Below are 19336 nucleotides of genomic sequence, written 5' to 3' on the forward strand. Positions count from 1 at the left end.
GCGCCATGAGCGAGGCGGAAAGCGAGTTCGCAGACATCTCATTGCCCGGACCGGGGCGCACCGCACGCCATGCCGGGCGCGTGATCGCGCTCGCCGTGCGCACCGCGCCCGGGCTGATGGCCCTGATCGCGGCGCTCTCGCTGTTCGCCGCGCTCGCCCCGGCCGCGATCGCCTGGCTCGGCAAGCTGGTCATCGACACGGTGCTCGCGGCCATCGAAAGCGGGGCGGCCGCCGACCGCAATGCAGCGATCTTCTACGTCGTGGCCGAAGCCGGGCTGGTGGCCTCCCTGCTCGCCGTGCGCCGGCTGACGACCTTCTACAAGCGCGCCCTGCACGCCCGGCTCGGCCACGCGGTCAACCGGCTGATCTTCGCCAAGAGCCTGCGCCTCGATCTCCAGACGCTGGAGGAGGCGAGCGTGCAGCAGCAGATCCTGCTCGCGCGACAGCACGCCGCGGCGCGGCCCTACGGGCTCGTCATCCGCATCATCGAGTTCGCCCAGTTCGCCGTGACGCTGATCAGCCTCGCCGCGCTGCTGGCGACCTTCTCCCCGCTGGCGGTCCTGCTGATCGTGCTCGGCGGCCTGCCGCTCTTCCTCAACGAGCTCGGTTTTTCCGGGGCCATGTTCCGGCTCTATACCGGGCGCACGCCGGAAGTGCGCCAGCGCAACTATCTCGAAGGGCTGATGATCTCCGACGCCGCCGCGCCCGAGCGCATCCATGCCGGCGCCGACCCGGCGATCGAGGCGCGCTACGAGGGCCTGTTCTCGCGCATCCACGACGAGGACCGCAGACGCCATCACCGCCATGCCTGGCTCGGCGTCGCGCTGATCGCGGTGAGCTCGGCGGTGTTCATCGCCGGCAAGGTCTGGATCGTGCTCGTCACCCTCGCCGGGGCGATCACGCTCGGGGCGATGACGATGTACATCGCCGCCCTCAAGCAGGGCCAGAACGCGGTGACCTCGCTGCTGGCGAGCCTGAATGGCGGCTACGAGGACCTGCTCTACGTCTCCAATCTCTACGCCCTGCTCGAGATCGGCGAGGGACGCGCGCGCGGCACGGCGCGCGAGGGCCCCGTGCCCGGCGACGGCTACCGGCTGGAAGGGGTGGGCTTCCGTTATGACGGCGGCAACCGCCCGGCGCTGAAGGACATTACGCTGCACATCCCGGAAGGCCACCGGCTCGGCATCGCCGGCGCGAACGGGTCGGGCAAGTCGACGCTCGTCAAGCTCCTGACCGGGCTCTACCTGCCGAGCGAGGGCCGCATCACGCTCGACGGGCTCGACCTCGCCGACTGGGCGCCCGAGGCGCTGTTCGAGCGTACCGCGGTGCTGTTCCAGCCCTATCAGCGCTACCGGCTCACCGCCGGGGAGAACATCGCCATGGGCAGGGGGCTGAGGGTCACCGACCGGCGCGCGCTCCTGGATGCCGCCGAGCTGGGGCTCGCCAGGAGCGTGCTCGACGACCTGCCCGAGGGCCTCGACACCCGGCTCTCGCGCCAGTTCCTGGACGGGCGGGAACTCTCCGGCGGCCAGTGGCAGCGCCTCGCCCTGTCGCGGGCCATGCTGCGCACCGACGCGAAGACGCTCATCCTGGACGAGCCGACCTCCGCCCTCGACCCGGCCGGCGAGGCGGAGTTCATCGAGACCGCCGCGAAGTCCGACCGCACGGTCATCCTCATCAGCCACCGCCTCGCCAACCTGAAGGGCAGCGACACCATCCTCGTGCTCGACAAGGGCCGCATCGCCGAGCAGGGCACGCACGAGACCCTGATGGCCCGTGGCGGGATGTACCGGGACATGTTCGAGAAGCAGGCGGGGTTCTACGAGCGGGCGAAGGCGGGCGCGGGGTAGCGCCCTACTCCGCCGCGCTCTTCTCGCGCGCCTCGCGTTCGGCCTTCATCCTGGCGGCCTTGTCCTCGACGGCCTCGACGATGCGCTCGATCATGGTCTCGTTGGTGACCTTCTCGTCGGCCTTGCCGGCGAAGTAGAGCATGCCCGCGCCCTTGCCCCCGCCGGTGAAGCCCAGATCGGTATAGGCCGCCTCGCCGGGGCCGTTGACGACGCAGCCGATGATGGAGAGCGAGATCGGTTCTGAGATGTGTTCGAGGCGCCGTTCCAGCGTCTCGACCGTCTTGATGACGTCGAAGCCCTGGCGCGCGCAGGAGGGGCAGGCGATGATGTTCACGCCGCGCGTCCTGAGGCCGAGGCTTTTCAGGATGTCGTAGCCGACCTTGATCTCCTCCACCGGATCGGCCGACAGCGAGACGCGGATCGTGTCGCCGATCCCGGCCCACAACAGATTGCCGATCCCGATCGCCGACTTCACCCCGCCGGTGCGAAGCCCGCCGGCCTCGGTGACGCCGAGATGGAGCGGAGCGTCGGTGGCCTCGGCAAGCGCCTGGTAGGCGGCCACGGTCAGGAAGACGTCGCTCGCCTTCACCGAGATCTTGTATTCGCGGAAATCGAGGTCTTCCAGGATGCGCGCATGGTCGAGCGCGCTTTCCACCATCGCCTCGGGACAAGGCTCGCCGTACTTCTCCAGGAGGTGGCGTTCGAGCGAGCCGGCATTGACCCCGATGCGGATCGAGCAGCCATTGTCGCGCGCCGCCGAGACGACCTCCCTCACCCGCTCCATCGAGCCGATATTGCCCGGATTGATGCGCAGGCACGCGGCACCGGCCTCGGCGGCCTCGATGCCGCGCTTGTAGTGGAAATGGATGTCGGCGACGAGCGGGACGCGGGACTCCCTCGCGATCGTCCTGAAGGCGGCGGTGGAGTCGGTGTCCGGGCAGGACACGCGCACGATGTCGGCGCCAGCCGCCTCGAGCTGGCGGATCTGCTCGATCGTCGCGGCCGCATCGCTCGTCGGCGTGTTGGTCATGGACTGGACGCTGATCGGGGCATCGCCGCCGACCTCGACCGAGCCGACGCGGATCTTGCGGCTCACCCGCCGGTCGATCATCCGCCAGGGGCGGACCTTGGTGTGGGCTTCAACGGCCATGGGACGCTCGCGGGACTTGCTCGAAAGACAGGGCTGGCATGCCGGATATAGGATGTTCCCGGCGCGCGCGCGAGCCCCGGCTACTGACCGGCACCCGCCGTGCCCGCCTCGGCCTCGCCCGTCATGGCCTCGAGCAGGAAGTCCGTGGCGGAGACGTTCTCCAGCATCTCGCCGGGCGCGCCGAGCGGGCCGATGACCCGCTCGCCCGCGCGCACCTCGATCGCCCCGGCATTTTCGGTGGACAGGGTGAGGCCGGACTCCTCGGGCGCCCGATAGGCCTCGCCCGGGGCGAGATCGCGCGCGAACAGGATGCGGCCCGAGGCGTCGCGCACCTCCAGATAGGTCGGCACCTGCGCGCTCAGCACCAGCCAGTCGCCGGCGCGCGGACTCGGCAGCCCGCCCCAGACATCGGCGAGCGTAACCTCGCGCCCGGCGGTCTCGACCAGCGGCGGCGGCGCGGACAGCACGCCGTCGGCCGGGCTCGGCGCGTCGGTGAAGGCCCCGGCCTCGGTCACGCGCGCGCCGTACCAGCTCGCCGCGGCGAAGACGACGCCGAGAATGATCACCGCGCCGACGACGCCCTTGGGCAACCTGATCTCGCGCCGGCGCTGCGGCGCGGTCGGCTGGGCGCGTCCGGTCTCGGTCTCCACCTCGTGCTTGAAGCGCTCCACCGTCGCGGCGACGTCGAGGCCGAGCACGCCGGCATAGGTGCGCAGATAGCCGATCGCGTAGGCGCGCGAGGGCAGGCCGCGCGGGTCCATGGATTCCAGGGCTTCGAGATAGTCGCGCCGGATGCGGGTGCGCGCGGCGGCGGAATCCAGCGTCCAGCCAAGCTTCGCGCGGGCCCGGCGCAGGGACTCGCCCACGCTGGCAGGCGGCGCTTCGGGCGCGTCTGAATAAATCGCGTCCATCGGGACGTAGGAAGACTTCGCCATTGCTGATGTGGCCTGGGCCATCTTTGTCGCGTGCCGCCTCGGTGAAGGCGCCCCCGAACCCCCTCACGCTGTGGCAAGATTGCCGCAGCGCAACAGAATTAAATCAGAGCCGGCCCGGTTTATCAACAGCTTCTACCGGCAATCCGGCCTTTTCGCCCGCTTCCAGGAGCCGCATGCGCAGCCCCGGACCGGACGAACCGTTCGTCTCGGCCATCTCCCGTGCAAGCCAGGTGCCAAGACGCCCGCAGTCGAGCTGTCTCAGCGCCCGCTTGACCGGGCCCACCGCCGCGGCGGTCATGGACAGGCGCCGATAGCCCAGCGCCGCGAGCACGCAGGCCTCCAGGGGACGCCCGGCGATCTCGCCGCACACCGATACCGGCTTTCCATGACGATCGCATGCATCCCGCACCGATTTCAGCAGGGAGAGCGGGGCCGGCGCGAGCACGTCGTAGCGCTCGGCGACCTTCGGATTTTGCCGGTCGGCGGCAAAAAAGTATTGCATGAGGTCGTTCGCGCCGACGGCGACGAAGTCGGCGAGCTCCAGGCACGCATCCGGCGCGAAGGCCACGGCCGGGGTCTCCAGCATCAGCCCGGCCTGCACCGACGCGGGCGGCGGGTGGCCGTGCTTCAGCGCGTGTTCGAGCTCCTGCTCCAGCATGGTGCGCGCGGCGGCGAGCTCGGAGACGTCGGCCACCATCGGGAACAGGACACGCAGATCGCGCCCCGCCGAGGCCCGGATCAGCGCGCGCAGCTGGTAGCGGGTGAGGCCCGGCCGGTCGAGGCCCATGCGCAGGGCGCGCCACCCGAGCGCGGGATTGGGCTCGCGCGTGGACGGGGTGTAGGGCGTGATCTTGTCGCCGCCGAGATCGAGCGTGCGGAACACGACGGGCTTGGGGCCGGCCGCCTCGTAGACCGCGCGGTAGAGTTCCTCCTGCGCGGCCAGGCGCGGCAGGGTGTCGGACACCATGAACTGGAACTCGGTACGGAACAGGCCGATGCCTTCCGCCCCGGTCTCGGGCAGCGAGGTCAGCTCGACCAGCAGGCCGGCATTGAGATGCAGCTCGATGCGCGCGCCGTCCTTGGTGACCGCCGGCTCCTCGCGCAGGCGCACATAGGTGCGGTGACGCTTGGCCAGGGTCTCCAGGCGCTCGTCATAGGCCTCGCCCACCTCTCCGGAGGGGCGCGCGTGCAGCAGGCCGAACTCGCCGTCGAGGATGACGCGGTCGCCGTCCTCGATGCGGTCGAGCGCGCCTTCCACCCGGCCGACCATCGGCACGCGCAGCGCCTTGGCGACGATCGCGGCGTGGCTCGTCGGCGAGCCCTCCTCCAGCGCCACGCCCTTCAGGCGCGAGCGGTCGAGTTCGAGCAGTTCGGCCGGGCCGATCGAGCGCGCGATGATGATCGCGTCCTGCGGCAGGGGGCGCTCCACCGCCGCGCCGGTCTCCGAGGCGAGATGGCGCAGGAGCCGGTTGGCGAGATCCTCGAGATCGTGCAGGCGCTCGCGGAAATGGGGATCGCGCGCCGTCATCAGCCGCGCGCGGTGCTCGTTCCTGACCCGCTCCACGGCGGCCTCGGCGGTCAGTCCCGAACGGATCGCCTCGCGCAGGGAGTCCAGCCAGCCCCGATCGTGGGCGAACATGCGGTAGGCTTCCAGCACGTCGCGCGAGGGCGAGCCGATCGGCACGCGCCCGGAATCCAGCAGCTGGTCGACGCTGGCGCGCAACCGCCCGATCGCGGCGTCGAGCCGGACCAGCTCGGCCTCCGCGTCCTCGGCGACCATGCGCGCGCTGATCACGTGGGGTTCGTACATCACCGCGGTGCCCACCGCGATGCCCGAGGAGAGCGCCACGCCCTGGAAGCGCTCCGGCGCGGAGGGCCTGAGTTCGAGCCCGGAAAACGCCTCCGCCTTGACGAGGTCGCCGGAGACGACGATCTCGGCGAGCAGCATGGCGACGGTCTGGAGGGTCTCGATCTCCTCCTCCGTCATCGGCCTGACGGCCTTGGTCTGGTGCGTGAGCACGCCGACGAGGCGGCCGCCGCGCAGGATCGGCACGCCCACGAAGCTCTTGAACGGCTCCTCGCCCGTTTCCGGCTTGTAGGAGAAGTCGGGATGGCGCGGCGCGTCCTCGACCGCGATCGGGCGCGCGCGCCGGGCGACCAGACCCACCAGGCCCTCGTCGCGCGACAGGCGCACGCGGTGAACCGCTTCGGGGTTGAGCCCGTGCGTGGCCGAAAGCTCGAGCGCGCCGGAGGGCCGCATCAGATAGATCGAGCAGACATCGGCCTGGGTTTCCTCGGCGATGATGTCGGTCAGGGTGTCGAGACGCGCCTGGGCATCGTCCTGATCGGCCATGAGATCGCGAATCCGCGCCAGCAAGCGGCGCGGGCCCCGTAAGCCCTTGGACTTGATCTCAGAATTCATGCTCGATCCGGGTTTGTGCGGGAGCGTGGGGTAACGTCGCGTTCAATGGGCCGGTTCCACCCCGGTCCGTCAAGCCTGATCGAGGCCGTAGGCTGCGTGCAATGCACGTACGGCGTGTTCGAGCAGGTCGGCCTCCACCAGGGCGGAAATCTTCACTTCCGAGGTCGCCACCATGCGCACGGCGATCTCGTGGCCGCGCAGCACGTCGTAGAGCGTGCGCGCGACATCGGCCCTGCCGCGCAGGCCGGTGCCGACCACGGAGACCTTGGCGAGCCCGGTCTCGTGCGCCAGGCTGGTCCCGGAGAAACGACTGATCTCGGTCTCCACCGAGGAAAGGGCGCGCTTGAGGTCCTTGCGTTCCACCGAGAATTCCAGATTGACCGCCTCGCCCGAGCGCGCGCGGGCCTGCACGATCATGTCCACGCCCACCTCCGCGTCGGCAAGCGCGGAGAAGATGTCGGCCGCCTGACCGCTGTCCGGGTCGAGCCCGTACACCGAGAGGCGGGCCTGGTCGCGCGCATAGGCGACGCCGGAGACCACGCGCCGCTCGGCGATGTCAGCGGCGGGCACGACTTCGGTGCCCTCGCTCACGCCCGGGTCGAGAAAGCTCGACTTCACCCGCAGCACGACGCCCTTGGCCTTGGCGTATTCCACCGAGCGGGTCTGCAAGACCTTCGCGCCCATGGCGGCGAGCTCCAGCATCTCCTCGTGGGAGATGCGCGCGACGCGCCTGGCCTCGGGCACGATCCTGGGATCGGTGGTGAAGACGCCGTCGACATCGGTGTAGATGTCGCACTCGGCCTTCAGGGCCGCGGCGACGGCGGCGGCCGTCAGGTCCGTGCCGCCGCGGCCGAGCGTGGCGAGCCGGCCTTCGGAGGTGACGCCCTGATAGCCCGCGACGACCGGGATGACGCCCTCGCGCACGCAGGCCTGCAGCAGCGCCGGGTTTATGCCGGTGATGCGCGCCCCGCCCGGCGGGCCGTCGACCTCGATCGGCAATTGCCAGGAGAGCAGCGCGCGTGCCTTCAGCCCCTCGCGTTTCAGGGCCAGCGCCATCAGGGCGGCCGAGACCTGTTCCCCGGCGGCCAGCACCGTGTCGGTCTCCACCTCCCCGAGCCCGCCGCCCAGCTCCCCGGCCAGCGTCAGCAGGCGGTCGGTCTCCCCGGAGATGGCCGAGACCACGACCGCGACCTGGCGCGCGTTCCTCACCTCGGCGGCCACGATGGAGGCCGAATGGGCGATGCGCACCGGCCCGCCCATCGAGGTGCCGCCGAATTTCAGGACCAGGCGCTTGGAGGTGTCGGTCATCGGGTGAGACAAAACGCTTGAAGTGGACGGTGAGGGCGAGGCTCGATAAACCGCGCGCACGGTCCATATTGAGACCGCGAGAGGCGATTTCGTGACGGCCCCGTGATTACATCCCGGCCCGCCGGTGCGCAAACGCTTCAGGCTTTTGAGGAGGACCGCCCATGGCCAGCGCCGCCGCCCCGGAGACCCTCACCACCCCCTCGGTCGATCCCGAAGAGGTCGCCAAGTTCGCCGCCATGGCCGAGGACTGGTGGGATCCCACAGGCAAGTTCGCGCCGCTGCACAAGTTCAATCCCGCGCGCCTGACCTGGATCCGCGAGACCCTGGCGCGCCATTTCGCGCGGTCGGGTCCGGAGCCTCTGAAGGGGCTGAAACTCCTCGATATCGGCTGCGGCGGCGGGCTCGTCTCCGAGCCGATGGCGCGCCTGGGGGCGCAGGTCACCGCCGTCGACGCGGCCGAGGCCAACATCAAGACCGCGCTGGTCCACGCCGAGAAGGCCGGGCTCGCCATCGACTACCGCCACGGCACGGCCGAGCAGCTGCTCGCGGCCGGCGGGCCCGGCCAGTTCGACGCCGTGCTCAATCTCGAGGTCGTCGAGCACACCGCCGATCCCGAGCAGTTCCTGGCCGATTGCGGCGCGCTGGTGAAGCCCGGCGGGATGATGATCGTCGGCACGATCAACCGCACCGCCCGCGCCTTCGCCACGGCCATCTTCGGCGCCGAATACGTGATGGGCTGGCTGCCGCGCGGCACGCACCGCTTCGACAAGCTGGTCAAGCCCGGCGAGGTCCGCGCCGCCCTGGAAGCGGCCGGCTTCGACGTGCGCACGCCGGTCGGGGTGAGCTACAATCCGCTGAAGGACCGCTTCTTCATCTCCGGCGATGCCGGGGTGAACTATCTGATGGCGGCGGTGAAGGCGGGAAAGGATTGATCTTGCCTGGCCTGCGCGAGGGGAGGTAAATCCCTCCCGGCTCTGGTGGAGCCGGCCGCGCGATGCGGCGAACTAAGTGCCCCGCGCCGGGACGGTGTCCCGGATATGCTGGAGGCATGTGTGATGACCGATCCCGTCCATCTTTCCTTCGCCGAGGCCTATGACCGCTGGGCGAGCGGCTATGACGCCTACGACAATCCGATGGTGTTCGCCGCCGGGCGCGCGCTTTCGCGCCGGCTGCCGGAGGCGAAGGCGAAGCGCGTCGCCGAGATCGGCTGCGGCACCGGGCGCAATCTCGCCGCGTTCGAGGCGGCGGGGGCGGCCAGGCTGTGGGGCTGCGACCTGTCGCAGGGCATGCTGGCACGGGCGCGCGAGCGCGTGCCGGGGGCCGAACTCGTGCGCCACGACATGGCCGAGGCGCTGCCCCTGCCCGATGGCGCGGTCGATCTCGTCCTGTTCGCGCTGGCCCTCGAGCATGCCGGCGATCTCGACCTGCCGCTCGCCGAGGCCGCGCGCATCCTCGTGCCGGGCGGACGCGTGCTGATCCTGGAAATCCACCCCTTCCTGTCGCTGTGCGGCGTGAAGGCGCATTTCCGCGACGGGGCGGAGGAGATCCACATGCCCACCCATGCGCACCGGTTCTGCGATTATCTCGACGCCTTCGCGGCGGCAGGCCTTGCCATCGAGACCTGCCGGGAGTGGACCCCGGCCGAGTTCGGCCCGGACGCGCCGGAGAAGCTGTTCAAGCGCGGGGCCGAAACACCGATTCTGGTGGAGTTCGCCCTCTCGCGGCCCTAACCCTCCTCCTGCGCCCTGTCTTCGGCATCAAGAAGCTCGTCCAGCCGCCCGCGCCGGCTCATCGCCCTGACCGCGTGGCGGTGCAGGCCCTTCCACGGATCGTCCTTCTGGGCGAGGCGGCCGGGAATATTGGTGATGTCCCAGTCGCGCGGATGGGCGCCGTCCTCGACCTCGCCCCAGTCGAGCGGTGTGGCGACCGTCGCGCCGGGCCGGCCGCGGGCCGAGTAGGGGGCGATGGACGTCGCGCCGTAGGCGTTCCTGAGATAGTCGAGGAAGATCCGGCCCCCGCGCTTGTCCTTCCTCTGTTCGAGCGTGTAGGCGTCCGGCTTGCGGCGCACCAGCAGGAGCGCGACGTCGCGGGCGAACTGGCGGATCTCGTCGAAACCGGCGCTCCTGTCGAGCGGCACGACGATGTGGAAGCCCTTCGACCCGGTGGTCTGGACGAAGGGGGTCATGTCGAGTTCCTCCATCACCTCCTCGAGTTCCAGTGCGGCCCGGCGCGTGGCGGCGAAATCCTCGGTATCCTCGGGCGGGTCGAGGTCGTAGACCATCTTGTCGGGCTTCTCGAGGTCGTCCGCGCGCGCGAGATAGAGATGGTGCGCGATCACGGCCTGGTCGGCGAGATAGACCAGGGCGGCCTTGGAATCGACGACCGGCGCGCGGAAGCTGCCGCCCTTCTCGCGGCGGGGAAACTCGATGCGTTCGATCCAGTCGGGGAAATAGTCCGGCGTGTCCTTGTGATAGAAATCCTTGCCGCCGACCCCGTCGGGGAAGCGGTGCATGTTCACCCCATAGTGCTCCATGTGGGGGATCATCACCTCGGCCATGGTCTCGTAATAGTCGACGAGATCGCCCTTGGTGAGGTCCCTGTCCGGGAAGAAAATCTTGTCCCGGCTGGAGATGTCGAGCCGGTGGTTGCCGATCTTCATGAGCCGCGCGCCTCCGGCTCGGTGACCTGGCTCTCGGCCTCCTTGTGGACGTCCTTGGGATCCTTGTCGCGCCGCAGGCCCTGGAAGCGGGGATGGCGCAGCCTGTCCTCGCCGGTCCACTCGGTGAATTCCACCTCGCCGACGAGTTCGGGCTCGACGAAATGGACGCCCTTCGCCGGCGGATCGCCCTCGTCATACGGGGAGTCCTCGCGCTCGATCCGATCGAGCTTCTCGCGCGTGTCTTCGAGGAACTCGTCGTCGAAACCGGTGCCGACCTGGCCGGCATAAACGAGCTTGCCGTCGCGGTAGAAGCCCAGCAGCAGGGCGCCGAAGCCCTTGCGCTCGCCCTGCGGCTCGGTGAAGCCGCCGATGACGAATTCCTGCTGCATGACGCATTTGAACTTCAGCCAGTTCGCGCTGCGCCCATGGGTGTAGCCGGCATCGGCCTTCTTCGCGATCAGGCCCTCCCAGCCCTTGTCGCAGGCCTGTTCGTAGTAATCGAGGCTGTCGGCGATGCGGTGCTCGGTGAAGCGCAGCGGGTCCTCCCATTCCACCGCCTCGCGCAGGAGCGATTTCCTCTCCTTCAGCGGCACGTTCGAGAGGTCGTGGCCGTCGGCATGCATGCAGTCGAACACGTAATAGAAGACCTTGACCTGGCGGGCAGCCTCCTCGGGGCCGGACGCCTGCATGCGCGGCTGCAGGCGCTGGAAATCGCTGACACCGTCCTCGTCGAAGGCCGCCATCTCGCCATCGAGCACGAGACCCTTCGCGGCGTGCTCGCCAAGCGCCTCGGCGATGTCGGGATAGGTGTCGTTCAGGCACTTCCCGTTGCGGCTCATCAGCCGGACCGAGCCGTCCTCCTCGACATAGGCGACGACCCGCTCGCCATCGAGCTTCCTTTCGAAGACCCAGTCCTCGCTGGTGAAATGGTCGTGGGTGAGCCTGGCGAGCATCGGGTCCATCCAGTCGGGGAAGTTCCGCGCCTTCGCCTTGTCGCGCGCATCCTCGCCGAGCGTGTCGATCAGCTTCGCCATGGGGCCCGTCCGCCTCGTCTGCAGCTCGCCTGTTCAAAGCCTGCCGCGGCGAGCCTGTTCCATCGGGGCCGGGGCCCGCGTGTGATCGAGAGACCACAGTTCGCCGAACCTGCAGCATCGCGCCGGAACGAACCCGGCCCCTTGCCGGTTCTGGTGTCCCAAGGGGGGAACTCGCCTCGAAACCTGCTGGCCGCATGTGAGGGCCCAGATGCCGCGATCGCGCCCGACCGTCCTCGTCGTGGAGGACGATGCCATCATCGCGCTCGACATGAAGTCGATGCTCGAACAGTGCGGGTGCGTGGTGATGGGACCGGCCAGCAGCATCGAGCGGGCGCTGACGCTGCTGGAAAGCGAAACGCCCGACGCCGGCGTGCTCGACATCAATCTGCGCGAGGAACGCATCTGGCCCGTCGCCCGGGCCCTGCACGAGCGCGGCACGCCTTTCGTGCTGGCCAGCGGCTACAGCCGGGTCGAGGTCGATCCGGCCTTCCAGTCCGCGCCGCTCCTGAGCAAGCCGGTACTCATCTCCGACATCAGGCGCGGCCTGGCGAGGATCGGAATACTGAAGGACGGCGGCTGACCGGGCCGGCCGGAATTTTTCCGGCCGGAGCTGTTGCCAACATATAAGGATATCCTTATACGTCTTCTCGCGCCGATTTGAGCTTCAGCTTGCGGGCGCGGAACAAATGCAGCTAAAGCGAAGCGACGAGGCGGAAATTCGGACCTGGAGCCGAACCGCGCCCCGTTTCTTCCCCGGCGTTCGCTGATTTGCTCCGCTCCCGCGTCCACCGACCGGAGAGCGTCATGACCGCCCTGTCCCCTGCCCGAACAGCACCGCCCGCCCGCACCCGAAGCGGCCTCATGCGCGCGGTGCTGTTCGGGCACGGCACGGTGGGCGGCGGGGTCGCCGCCGCGCTGCCGGCCGGCGTGCGCCTGGACGGCGTGGTCGTGCGCAGCCGCCGCAGCGGCCTGCCGCGTTCGGTCCCGGTCTTCACCGCGCCGGACGAGGCCCTCGCCCTCAAGCCCGACCTCGTCATCGAGGCCCTGCCCGGCGGGGCGCAGGCCGAGGCCGTGCTGGAGCGCGCGGTCGCGCTCGGCTGCCATGTCGTCAGCGCCAACAAGGAGGTCTGCGCGCGCCGGCCCGACCTCGCCGCCCGGGCGCGCGAGCAGGGCACGGCCTTCCTGTGCTCGGCCGCGGTCGGCGGCGGGGTGCCTGTGCTGGAGACCGTGGAGCGCCTCGCGCACGGCGGCCAGGGCCTTTCCCGCGTGCGCGGCGTGCTGAACGGCACCTCGAACTTCGTGCTCGACCGGCTGGCGGACGGCGAGCGGCTCGACGACGCCATCGCGGCGGCGCAGGCGGCGGGCTTCGCCGAGGCCGATCCGGGCGCCGATCTCGACGGGCGCGACGCGGCCTGCAAGCTCGCCCTGATCGCGCGCACCGCCTGGGGCGTCGACCTCGATCCGGCGGCCATCCCCGCCCGCTCGATCCGCGACCTGCCCGCCGGTCTGCCGGCGAAGGCCGCGCGCGAGGGCCGGCGCGTGCGCCAGGTCGCCGCGCTCGCCCGCGCCGGCGACGGCGTGCATGCCGGCGTGCGCCTGGAAGTGCTCGATCTCGACGATCCCCTGTCGCGCGCGCGCCTGGAGGGCAATTGCGTCGTGCTCACGCCGGAGACCGGCACCCCGCTCATCCTGTCCGGCAAGGGGGCTGGCCGTGTACCCACTGCGGCGAGCATGCTCGCCGACATCGCCCGGCTGGTGGCGGAGCGCTGCCGATGAGCATCCAGACCGCCGACCACATCGCGAGCTTCGAGCCCGGCCCCGGCCGCTGGATCGAGACCGCGGGCCGCGTCACCGGCGCGCCGGGAAAGCCGGGCGTGATCGTGCTCGGCGGAATCAGCGCGCACCGGCGCCTCGTCGCGGACGGGACCGGGCCGGGCTGGTGGCCGGGCGTGGCGGGGCCCGGCGGCGCGCTCGATCCGGCGCGCTACCGGCTCCTCTCCTTCGACTTCCTCGCAGAGACCGTCGCCCCCTTTCCCACCATCCACGACCAGGCCCGCGCCCTCGCCGCGCTCGCCGACGCGGCCGGGTTCGACCGCTTCTCGGTGGTCGGGGCGAGCTATGGCGGGACGATCGCCCTCGCCCTTGCCGCCATGGCGCCGCAGCGCGTGAGCCGCATCGCGGTGCTCGCCGCGGCGGGCCGGGTCCATCCCATGGCCACGGCCTGGCGCTCGATCCAGCGCGACATCGTGCGCTTCGCGCTGGCCAGGAATGACGGGGCGGGCGGGGTGGATCTCGCGCGCCGGCTCGCCATGACGACCTACCGGACGGCGGAGGAGTTCGAGCAGCGCTTCCGCGATCCCGACCCGGACAGCCGCGATGCGGCGGGCGTGGCGGCCTATCTGAAAACGCGCGGCGCGGACTACGCGGCGAAGACGCCGCCGCAGCGCTTCCTCGCCCTGTCGCGCTCGATGGACGAGGTCGAACTCGACCTCTCCGCCATTCGCTGTCCCGTCGCCCTGCTCGGCTTCGAATCGGACCGGCTCGTGCCGCCCGCCGATGTCGAATGGACGGCCGCGCAGCTCGCCGACGCGCGCTGCGAGATCGCGGCGAGCCTCTACGGCCATGACGGCTTCCTGAAGGAACCCGCCCGCGTCAACGCCTTCCTGGAGGATCTGCTGTGAGCCATCGCTTCGCCACCCGCGCAGTGCGCGCCGGCCTCAATGCGGAGGGCGGCCATCGGGGCGTCGTCGCCCCGGTCAGCGTCTCGGCGACCTATCGCCGGAACGATCCCGGGGAAGCCGGTGCCTTCGACTATGCGCGCACCGCCCATCCCTCCCGCGCGCTGCTGGAAGCCGCGCTCGCCGATCTGGAAGGCGCGGCGGGCGCCTGCGTGACCGCGTCCGGCATGGCCGCGATCGATCTGTTGCTCAACGATCTGCCGAACGGGGCGCGCGTGGTGTGCGCGCACGACTGCTATGGCGGTACGCGGCGCCTGTTCGATGCGCGTGCGAGCCAGGGCCGCATCGAGGTCGTCTATGCCGATGCGAGCGATCCCGCGGCCCTGGAGGCAGCCCTGGCATCCGGCGCCGACCTGCTCTTCCTGGAGACCCCGTCCAATCCGCGCCTGAGGGTCACCGATCTCGCCGCCGCGAGCGCCCTCGCGCGCAAGGCCGGCGCGCTCGTGGCGGTCGACAACACGGTGCTCACCCCCGCCCTGCAGCGCCCGCTCGAACACGGGGCCGACATCGTGGTGGCCTCGGTGACCAAGATGCTCAACGGCCATTCCGACATGGTCGGCGGCATGCTCGCCTGCGCCGACGCGGCGCGGCACGAACGCCTGTGCTGGTGGGCGAACGCGGCCGGGCTCGGCTCGGGCGCGTTCGACTGCTTCCTGGCCCTGCGGGGTCTTCGAACCCTGCCCCTGCGCGCCGGTGCACAGAGCGCGTCCGCGCTCGAGCTCGCCGAACGTCTCGCTGCGGCGCCCGGCGTCGCGCGCGTCGATTATCCGGGGCTGAAGACCCATCCCGGCCACGCCGTCGCCGCGCGCCAGCAGAGCGGCTTCGGACCGCTGCTGAGCCTCGAGCTGGAGGGCGGGACGGACCGGGCCGTCGCCTTCGTCAAGCGGCTCGAGCTCTTCACGCTCGCGCAGTCGCTCGGCGGGGTGGAGAGCCTCGCCTGCATCCCGGCCACCATGACCCATGCCGCGATGAGCGCAGAGGCCCGCGCCGAAGCCGGTATCGCCGACGCCCTGGTGCGCCTGTCGGTCGGGGTGGAGGATGTGGAGGATCTGCGAGCCGACCTGGAAGGCGCGCTCACCGCGACCGCTCAGAACGCGTAGGACAGCGAGACCGCGGCGAAGGCGTGGGCGATGTCCTGGCCGGCGAACTGCTCGGAGCGGCGCACCCAGGTGAAGGCGAAGCGATGGCGGGCGAAGTGCACGGCGAGACCGGCCTGGAGGTCGCCGGTGAAGGCGTGCTTGTCCACCGAGCGGCTGTCGGCCCAGGTGTTGCCGTCCAGGAAGACATCGCGCGCCACGGCGTAGCCGCCCACCCCGGCGAAGACGTAGCCGCCTGCCGGCGCGCCGGGCGTGAACAGGCTCGACGGGGCGAGCGCGGGGCGCAGGCGCGGCGGCGCGTACTCGGCGCGAAGATCGCGCCCGATACGCACGCTCGCGCCGGCCGAGATGTCGGTGCGCAGCGTGCCGAGGCTCGCCCCGGCGTGCAGCACCGCATCGGTCTCGAGGCCGAGGAATTCGGGCCCGGCGAAACGGTGCAGGCGCTGGCCGGACAGGGCGAAGACGAGCTCGTCGCTCAGCTGGGTATCCCATCCCTTGGGATCATCGCCCTCGAGCAGGCGGTGCCAGTTCTCCTGCACGAACTCCCCGCCCGCACTGGGCCCGACGAGGCCGATCTCGATCATCGCGGTGCGTTCCACGTTGCCGGTGCGCGCCGTGGCGAAACCGGCAAGGCCGAGATAGCCGGCATAGGGGTGGGCATCGGGTGCGGGGTCGGGATCGGTGATGTCGTCGGGCGTGAAGATGGTGTGCGAAAGCGCGAGGCCCTGGCGCAGCTCGGTCCCTTCGAGCTCGATGAAGGGATGCAGGCCGGCGACACGGCGCAGCCAGGGGTTCACGTGATTGGCCGCCGAGACGTACTCGGCGCGCAGCCCGTTGGTGTAGTTGCGGTCGCTGCCGGCGAACCAGTCATTCTCCCAGACGAAGGAGACGACGCTGCCCTCGCGCGGGCCCGGGGCGGCATCCTGCGCGTGCGCCGCGCCAGCCAGGACCAGGGCCGCGACCAGGGCGGCGATCGTTCGTGTCATGATCGGAAGGTCACCGTGCCGGTTCAGGCCATGAATGTGGCCGGAGCGCAGGGGACGGGCAAGGCGGGACTGCGCCGGTTCGGCCGGTCAGCGGCGCCAGCTGAGAGAGAACGCGGCGAAATCTTCCTTGGTTTCCCAGGAATGGGTGGGGATGGCGTAGTTCGTCTCGCGCTGGACATAGGCCAGCGAGATGTCCGCGCCGTACAGGCGCATCGCGATGCCGGCCTGGGCGTCGCCGATCATGGCATAATCGCCCAGCGCGAAGGCCTCGCGGAAATCCAAGCGCTGACCGGGATTGTAGAGCACGGCCTCGCGGTCGGCGCCGGCGAAGAACCACCAGGCCGGACGGCCCTCCAGCTCCTCCTGCACGTACTGGCCGACGCGGAAGGTCGCGCCCGCCTCGTAGCCCGGGCCGAAATCGCCGATCGACAGGCCGGCGCGCGGCGCGATACCGATATCCAGCCCGCTACCCGGACCGGGACTGTCGAAGCTCGTCTCGTAGCGCACCGCCATGCTGCGGGGCAGCTCGCCCTCGAAGCCGGCCAGGCGCATTCCGCCCGCCTCGACATAATCGGGCGTGACGCCGGCGAAGAGCGACCCCTCCTGTCCGGGGCCGGCCAGCGCGACCGACAGCCGGCTTGCACCGGACTGGGCGAGCACCGCACGGCGTCCCTGGAAGGCCGCGAGCGGGGCGAGTGCGCGCAGCTCCGCGCCGGCGGGAAGTTCGGCAGACAGCCCGGCGCGGGCGAAGCGCGAGGCGTTCGCACGCACGCCGGCGTGTTCGACATAGCTCGGCGCAGCGATGTCGAGATTGAAGGCGGCCGCGGGCGGCTGAGGCAGGGCCGGTCCCATCTCGTCCATCAGCGGGCCCAGGATGAGGGCCTGGGTCCGGTCGCTGGGCCCGGACTCATACGACTGGGCCGATGCCGCCGCGCAAGGGCCTGCGAAGACCAGCGCCGAAACCAGCAATGTACGAGCCGTAATACGCACGGGTGGGGCCCTTTCTGGCCGGAGGACAGTGTCGCTCCAACGCGCTGCAATCTAACACGTTCCCGGGAGAGATGCGCTACAGATTCGCGAAATTTTCGGTTAACGAAGGGTGAATCCCGGTTCCCGGCGTTACCCGGCAAGGCTGCAGAACCGCTTGTCCCGCGAAGGGAAGTCCGCTTCCGCCCCGGATCCATGCTGCACTGGCGAAGAAGGCGGTGATGGACGCGAAACGCCCCGCGGCGGCGCGGGGCGTTCGAACGCGGCTGGTACCGGCGATTCGCCTACTGGCAGGCGAGGCACTCGTCGTAATTGGTCGGGGCGGCATCGGCCATGGCCTTGTCCATGCCCGTCTTCTCCGCCGCGCCGGCATAGGCGGCCCGCTGGACCGACTTCGAGCGGCAGTAGTACAGCGACTTGATGCCCTTCTCCCACGCCGTCCAGTGCAGCATGTGGAGGTCCCACTTGTTGACGTCGCCCGGCAGGAAGATGTTGAGCGACTGGGACTGGCAGACATAGGGCGTGCGGTCGGCGGCGTGCTCGATCACCCAACGCTGGTCGAGTTCGAAGGCGGTCTTGAAGATGTCCTTCTCGTGATCGCTCAGGATGTCGAGATGCTGGACCGAGCCCTCGTGCTCGAGGATCGAGGCCCACACCGAAGGCGTGTTGTGCCCCTTCTCCTCGAGCAGTCGTTCCAGGAACGGGTTCTTCACGGTGAAGGAGCCCGACAGGGTCTTGTGGGTGTAGACATTGGCCGGGATCGGCTCGATGCCTGCGCTCGTGCCGCCGCAGATGATCGAGATCGAGGCGGTCGGCGCGATCGCGAGCTTGTGGGAGAAGCGTGCCTTGATGCCGCTCTCCGCCGCGTCGAGGCAGGCCCCGCGCTCCTCGGCGAGGCGGACCGAGGCCCGGTCGGCCTCCTGGCGCAGATGCTTGAAGATCTTCCGGTTCCAGGACGCGGCCATGGCGCTCTCGAAGGGCACCGACAGGCTCTGCAGGAAGGAGTGGAAGCCCATCAGCCCGAGGCCGACCGAGCGCTCGCGCATCGCCGAATAGACGGCGCGGTCCATCTCCGCCGGGGCGCGGTCGATGAAGTCCTGCAGCACGTTGTCCAGGAAGCGGAACAGGTCCTCGATGAAGCGCGGGTCGTCCTTCCACTCGAGATATTTTTCCGCGTTGACCGAGGACAGGCAGCACACTGCCGTGCGGTCCTTGCCCAGATGGTCGACCCCGGTCGGCAGCATGATCTCCGAGCACAGATTGGACTGGCGCACCTTCAGGCCGAGCTTCCTCTGGTGGGCGGGCAGCTCCCGGTTCACCGTGTCGGAGTAGATGATGTAGGGCTCGCCGGTCTGCAGGCGCAGCTCGAGAATCTTCTGCCACAGCTTGCGCGCCGAGATCGTCTTGATGACGTCCCCGGTCTTGGGGCTCTTCAGCGCGAAGTCGTCGTCATCGCGCACCGCCTCCATGAATTCGTCGGTGATGTTGATGCCGTGGTGCAGGTTCAGGCTCTTGCGATTGAAGTCGCCCGACGGCTTGCGGATCTCGAGGAACTCCTCGATCTCCGGGTGGTGGACGTCGAGATAGACCGCCGCCGAGCCGCGCCGCAGCGAGCCCTGGCTGATCGCGAGCGTGAGCGAATCCATCACGCGGATGAAGGGGATGATCCCGCTCGTCTGGCCGTTCTGCCCGACCTTCTCCCCGATCGAGCGGATATGGCCCCAATAGGTGCCGATCCCGCCGCCGTTGGAGGCGAGCCAGACATTCTCCGTCCAGGTCGCGACGATGTCGTCGAGCGAATCGTCGACCGAATTGAGGAAGCAGGAGATCGGCAGGCCGCGCTCGGCCCCGCCATTGGACAGGACGGGCGTGGCCGGCATGAACCAGAGGCGCGACATGTAGTCGTAGAGGCGCTGGGCGTGCTCGGCGTCGTCGGCATAGGCGGTCGAGACGCGCGCGAACATGTCCTGATAGGATTCGCCGGGTAAGAGATAGCGGTCGACCAGCGTCTTCTTGCCGAAGTCGGTGAGCAGATCGTCGCGCGAGCGATCGATCCGGATCGATTCCACGAGCTTGAGCTCGACGGCTTTGGGCTTGCCGCGGCGCGCCTCGCGGGCGGTCTGGATGGCGGCGGTGCTGGCGCTGTCGAACGGCGTCATGATGGTCACGC

At 69.9% G+C, this 19336-nt stretch carries 16 protein-coding genes; 7 read left to right on the plus strand and 9 right to left on the minus strand.

Going from position 1 to position 19336, the window contains the following annotated elements; genetic code table 11:
* Positions 1-5 precede the first annotated feature (5 nt).
* Positions 6-1850, plus strand: coding sequence for an ABC transporter ATP-binding protein (locus tag JW792_RS09805; protein ID WP_135997102.1), 1845 nt, complete (start codon positions 6-8; stop codon positions 1848-1850).
* A 4-nt stretch (positions 1851-1854) separates the two neighbouring features.
* On the opposite strand, the gene ispG is transcribed toward JW792_RS09805, so the two are convergent.
* From ispG to JW792_RS09825, 4 genes are all read right to left on the minus strand, one after another.
* Positions 1855-3000, minus strand: a complete 1146-nt coding sequence (gene ispG, locus JW792_RS09810) for a flavodoxin-dependent (E)-4-hydroxy-3-methylbut-2-enyl-diphosphate synthase (RefSeq protein ID WP_135997104.1) — start codon at positions 2998-3000, stop codon at positions 1855-1857.
* 80 nt (positions 3001-3080) lie between these two features.
* A complete protein-coding gene (locus JW792_RS09815) occupies positions 3081-3935 on the minus strand; it encodes a helix-turn-helix domain-containing protein (protein WP_241094942.1) in 855 nt (284 codons plus the stop codon).
* 103 nt (positions 3936-4038) lie between these two features.
* Positions 4039-6357 (minus strand): phosphoenolpyruvate--protein phosphotransferase, encoded by a 2319-nt coding sequence (gene ptsP / locus JW792_RS09820; RefSeq protein ID WP_135997108.1) that lies wholly within the window; start codon positions 6355-6357, stop codon positions 4039-4041.
* A gap of 69 nt (positions 6358-6426) precedes the next feature.
* Complete coding sequence (locus tag JW792_RS09825; protein ID WP_135997110.1) at positions 6427-7665, minus strand: aspartate kinase; 1239 nt, start codon at positions 7663-7665, stop codon at positions 6427-6429.
* Positions 7666-7826: 161 nt separating this feature from the next.
* Here JW792_RS09825 and ubiG point away from each other — a divergent pair, with 161 nt between their 5' ends.
* Both ubiG and JW792_RS09835 read left to right on the plus strand, forming a co-directional pair.
* Positions 7827-8597, plus strand: coding sequence for a bifunctional 2-polyprenyl-6-hydroxyphenol methylase/3-demethylubiquinol 3-O-methyltransferase UbiG (gene ubiG / locus JW792_RS09830; protein ID WP_135997112.1), 771 nt, complete (start codon positions 7827-7829; stop codon positions 8595-8597).
* Between the two features lie 123 nt (positions 8598-8720).
* A complete protein-coding gene (locus JW792_RS09835; protein ID WP_135997113.1) occupies positions 8721-9395 on the plus strand; it encodes a class I SAM-dependent methyltransferase in 675 nt (224 codons plus the stop codon).
* Here the strand turns inward: JW792_RS09835 and ligD (JW792_RS09840) are convergent.
* Positions 9392-10324: a non-homologous end-joining DNA ligase gene (gene ligD / locus JW792_RS09840; RefSeq protein WP_135997115.1), complete on the minus strand. Its 933-nt coding sequence runs from the start codon at positions 10322-10324 to the stop codon at positions 9392-9394. The two genes, JW792_RS09835 and ligD (JW792_RS09840), sit on opposite strands and share 4 nt — an antisense overlap.
* A complete protein-coding gene (gene ligD / locus JW792_RS09845) occupies positions 10321-11358 on the minus strand; it encodes a non-homologous end-joining DNA ligase (protein ID WP_135997117.1) in 1038 nt (345 codons plus the stop codon). Before ligD (JW792_RS09845) ends, ligD (JW792_RS09840) begins: the two co-directional genes overlap by 4 nt.
* A gap of 208 nt (positions 11359-11566) precedes the next feature.
* Here ligD (JW792_RS09845) and JW792_RS09850 point away from each other — a divergent pair, with 208 nt between their 5' ends.
* The 4 genes from JW792_RS09850 to JW792_RS09865 all read left to right on the plus strand — a co-directional run bounded on the left by JW792_RS09850 (position 11567) and on the right by JW792_RS09865 (position 15196).
* Positions 11567-11938 (plus strand): response regulator, encoded by a 372-nt coding sequence (locus JW792_RS09850; protein ID WP_135997118.1) that lies wholly within the window; start codon positions 11567-11569, stop codon positions 11936-11938.
* A 224-nt stretch (positions 11939-12162) separates the two neighbouring features.
* Positions 12163-13134 (plus strand): homoserine dehydrogenase, encoded by a 972-nt coding sequence (locus tag JW792_RS09855; protein WP_135997120.1) that lies wholly within the window; start codon positions 12163-12165, stop codon positions 13132-13134.
* Positions 13131-14039, plus strand: a complete 909-nt coding sequence (gene metX / locus JW792_RS09860; protein WP_135997122.1) for a homoserine O-succinyltransferase MetX — start codon at positions 13131-13133, stop codon at positions 14037-14039. Before JW792_RS09855 ends, metX begins: the two co-directional genes overlap by 4 nt.
* Positions 14036-15196 carry a trans-sulfuration enzyme family protein gene (locus tag JW792_RS09865; protein WP_135997124.1) on the plus strand — a complete coding sequence of 387 codons (1161 nt, stop codon included), beginning with the start codon at positions 14036-14038 and terminating at the stop codon, positions 15194-15196. The genes metX and JW792_RS09865 overlap by 4 nt, the downstream gene beginning before the upstream one ends.
* Here JW792_RS09865 and JW792_RS09870 read toward each other — a convergent pair.
* From JW792_RS09870 to JW792_RS09880, 3 genes are all read right to left on the minus strand, one after another.
* Entirely contained in the window at positions 15184-16179 is a 996-nt protein-coding gene (locus tag JW792_RS09870) for a lipid A deacylase LpxR family protein (RefSeq protein WP_135997126.1), read from the minus strand. The genes JW792_RS09865 and JW792_RS09870 overlap by 13 nt on opposite strands.
* A gap of 87 nt (positions 16180-16266) precedes the next feature.
* Positions 16267-17169, minus strand: a complete 903-nt coding sequence (locus JW792_RS09875) for a DUF2219 family protein (RefSeq protein ID WP_135997128.1) — start codon at positions 17167-17169, stop codon at positions 16267-16269.
* 281 nt (positions 17170-17450) lie between these two features.
* On the minus strand, positions 17451-19325 hold the full coding sequence (locus tag JW792_RS09880) for a ribonucleoside-diphosphate reductase subunit alpha (RefSeq protein WP_135997130.1): 1875 nt from the start codon (positions 19323-19325) through the stop codon (positions 17451-17453).
* Between the last annotated feature and the right edge of the window lie 11 nt (positions 19326-19336).

The sequence above is a fragment of the Marinicauda algicola genome (assembly GCF_017161425.1).
GTDB lineage: Bacteria > Pseudomonadota > Alphaproteobacteria > Caulobacterales > Maricaulaceae > Marinicauda > Marinicauda algicola.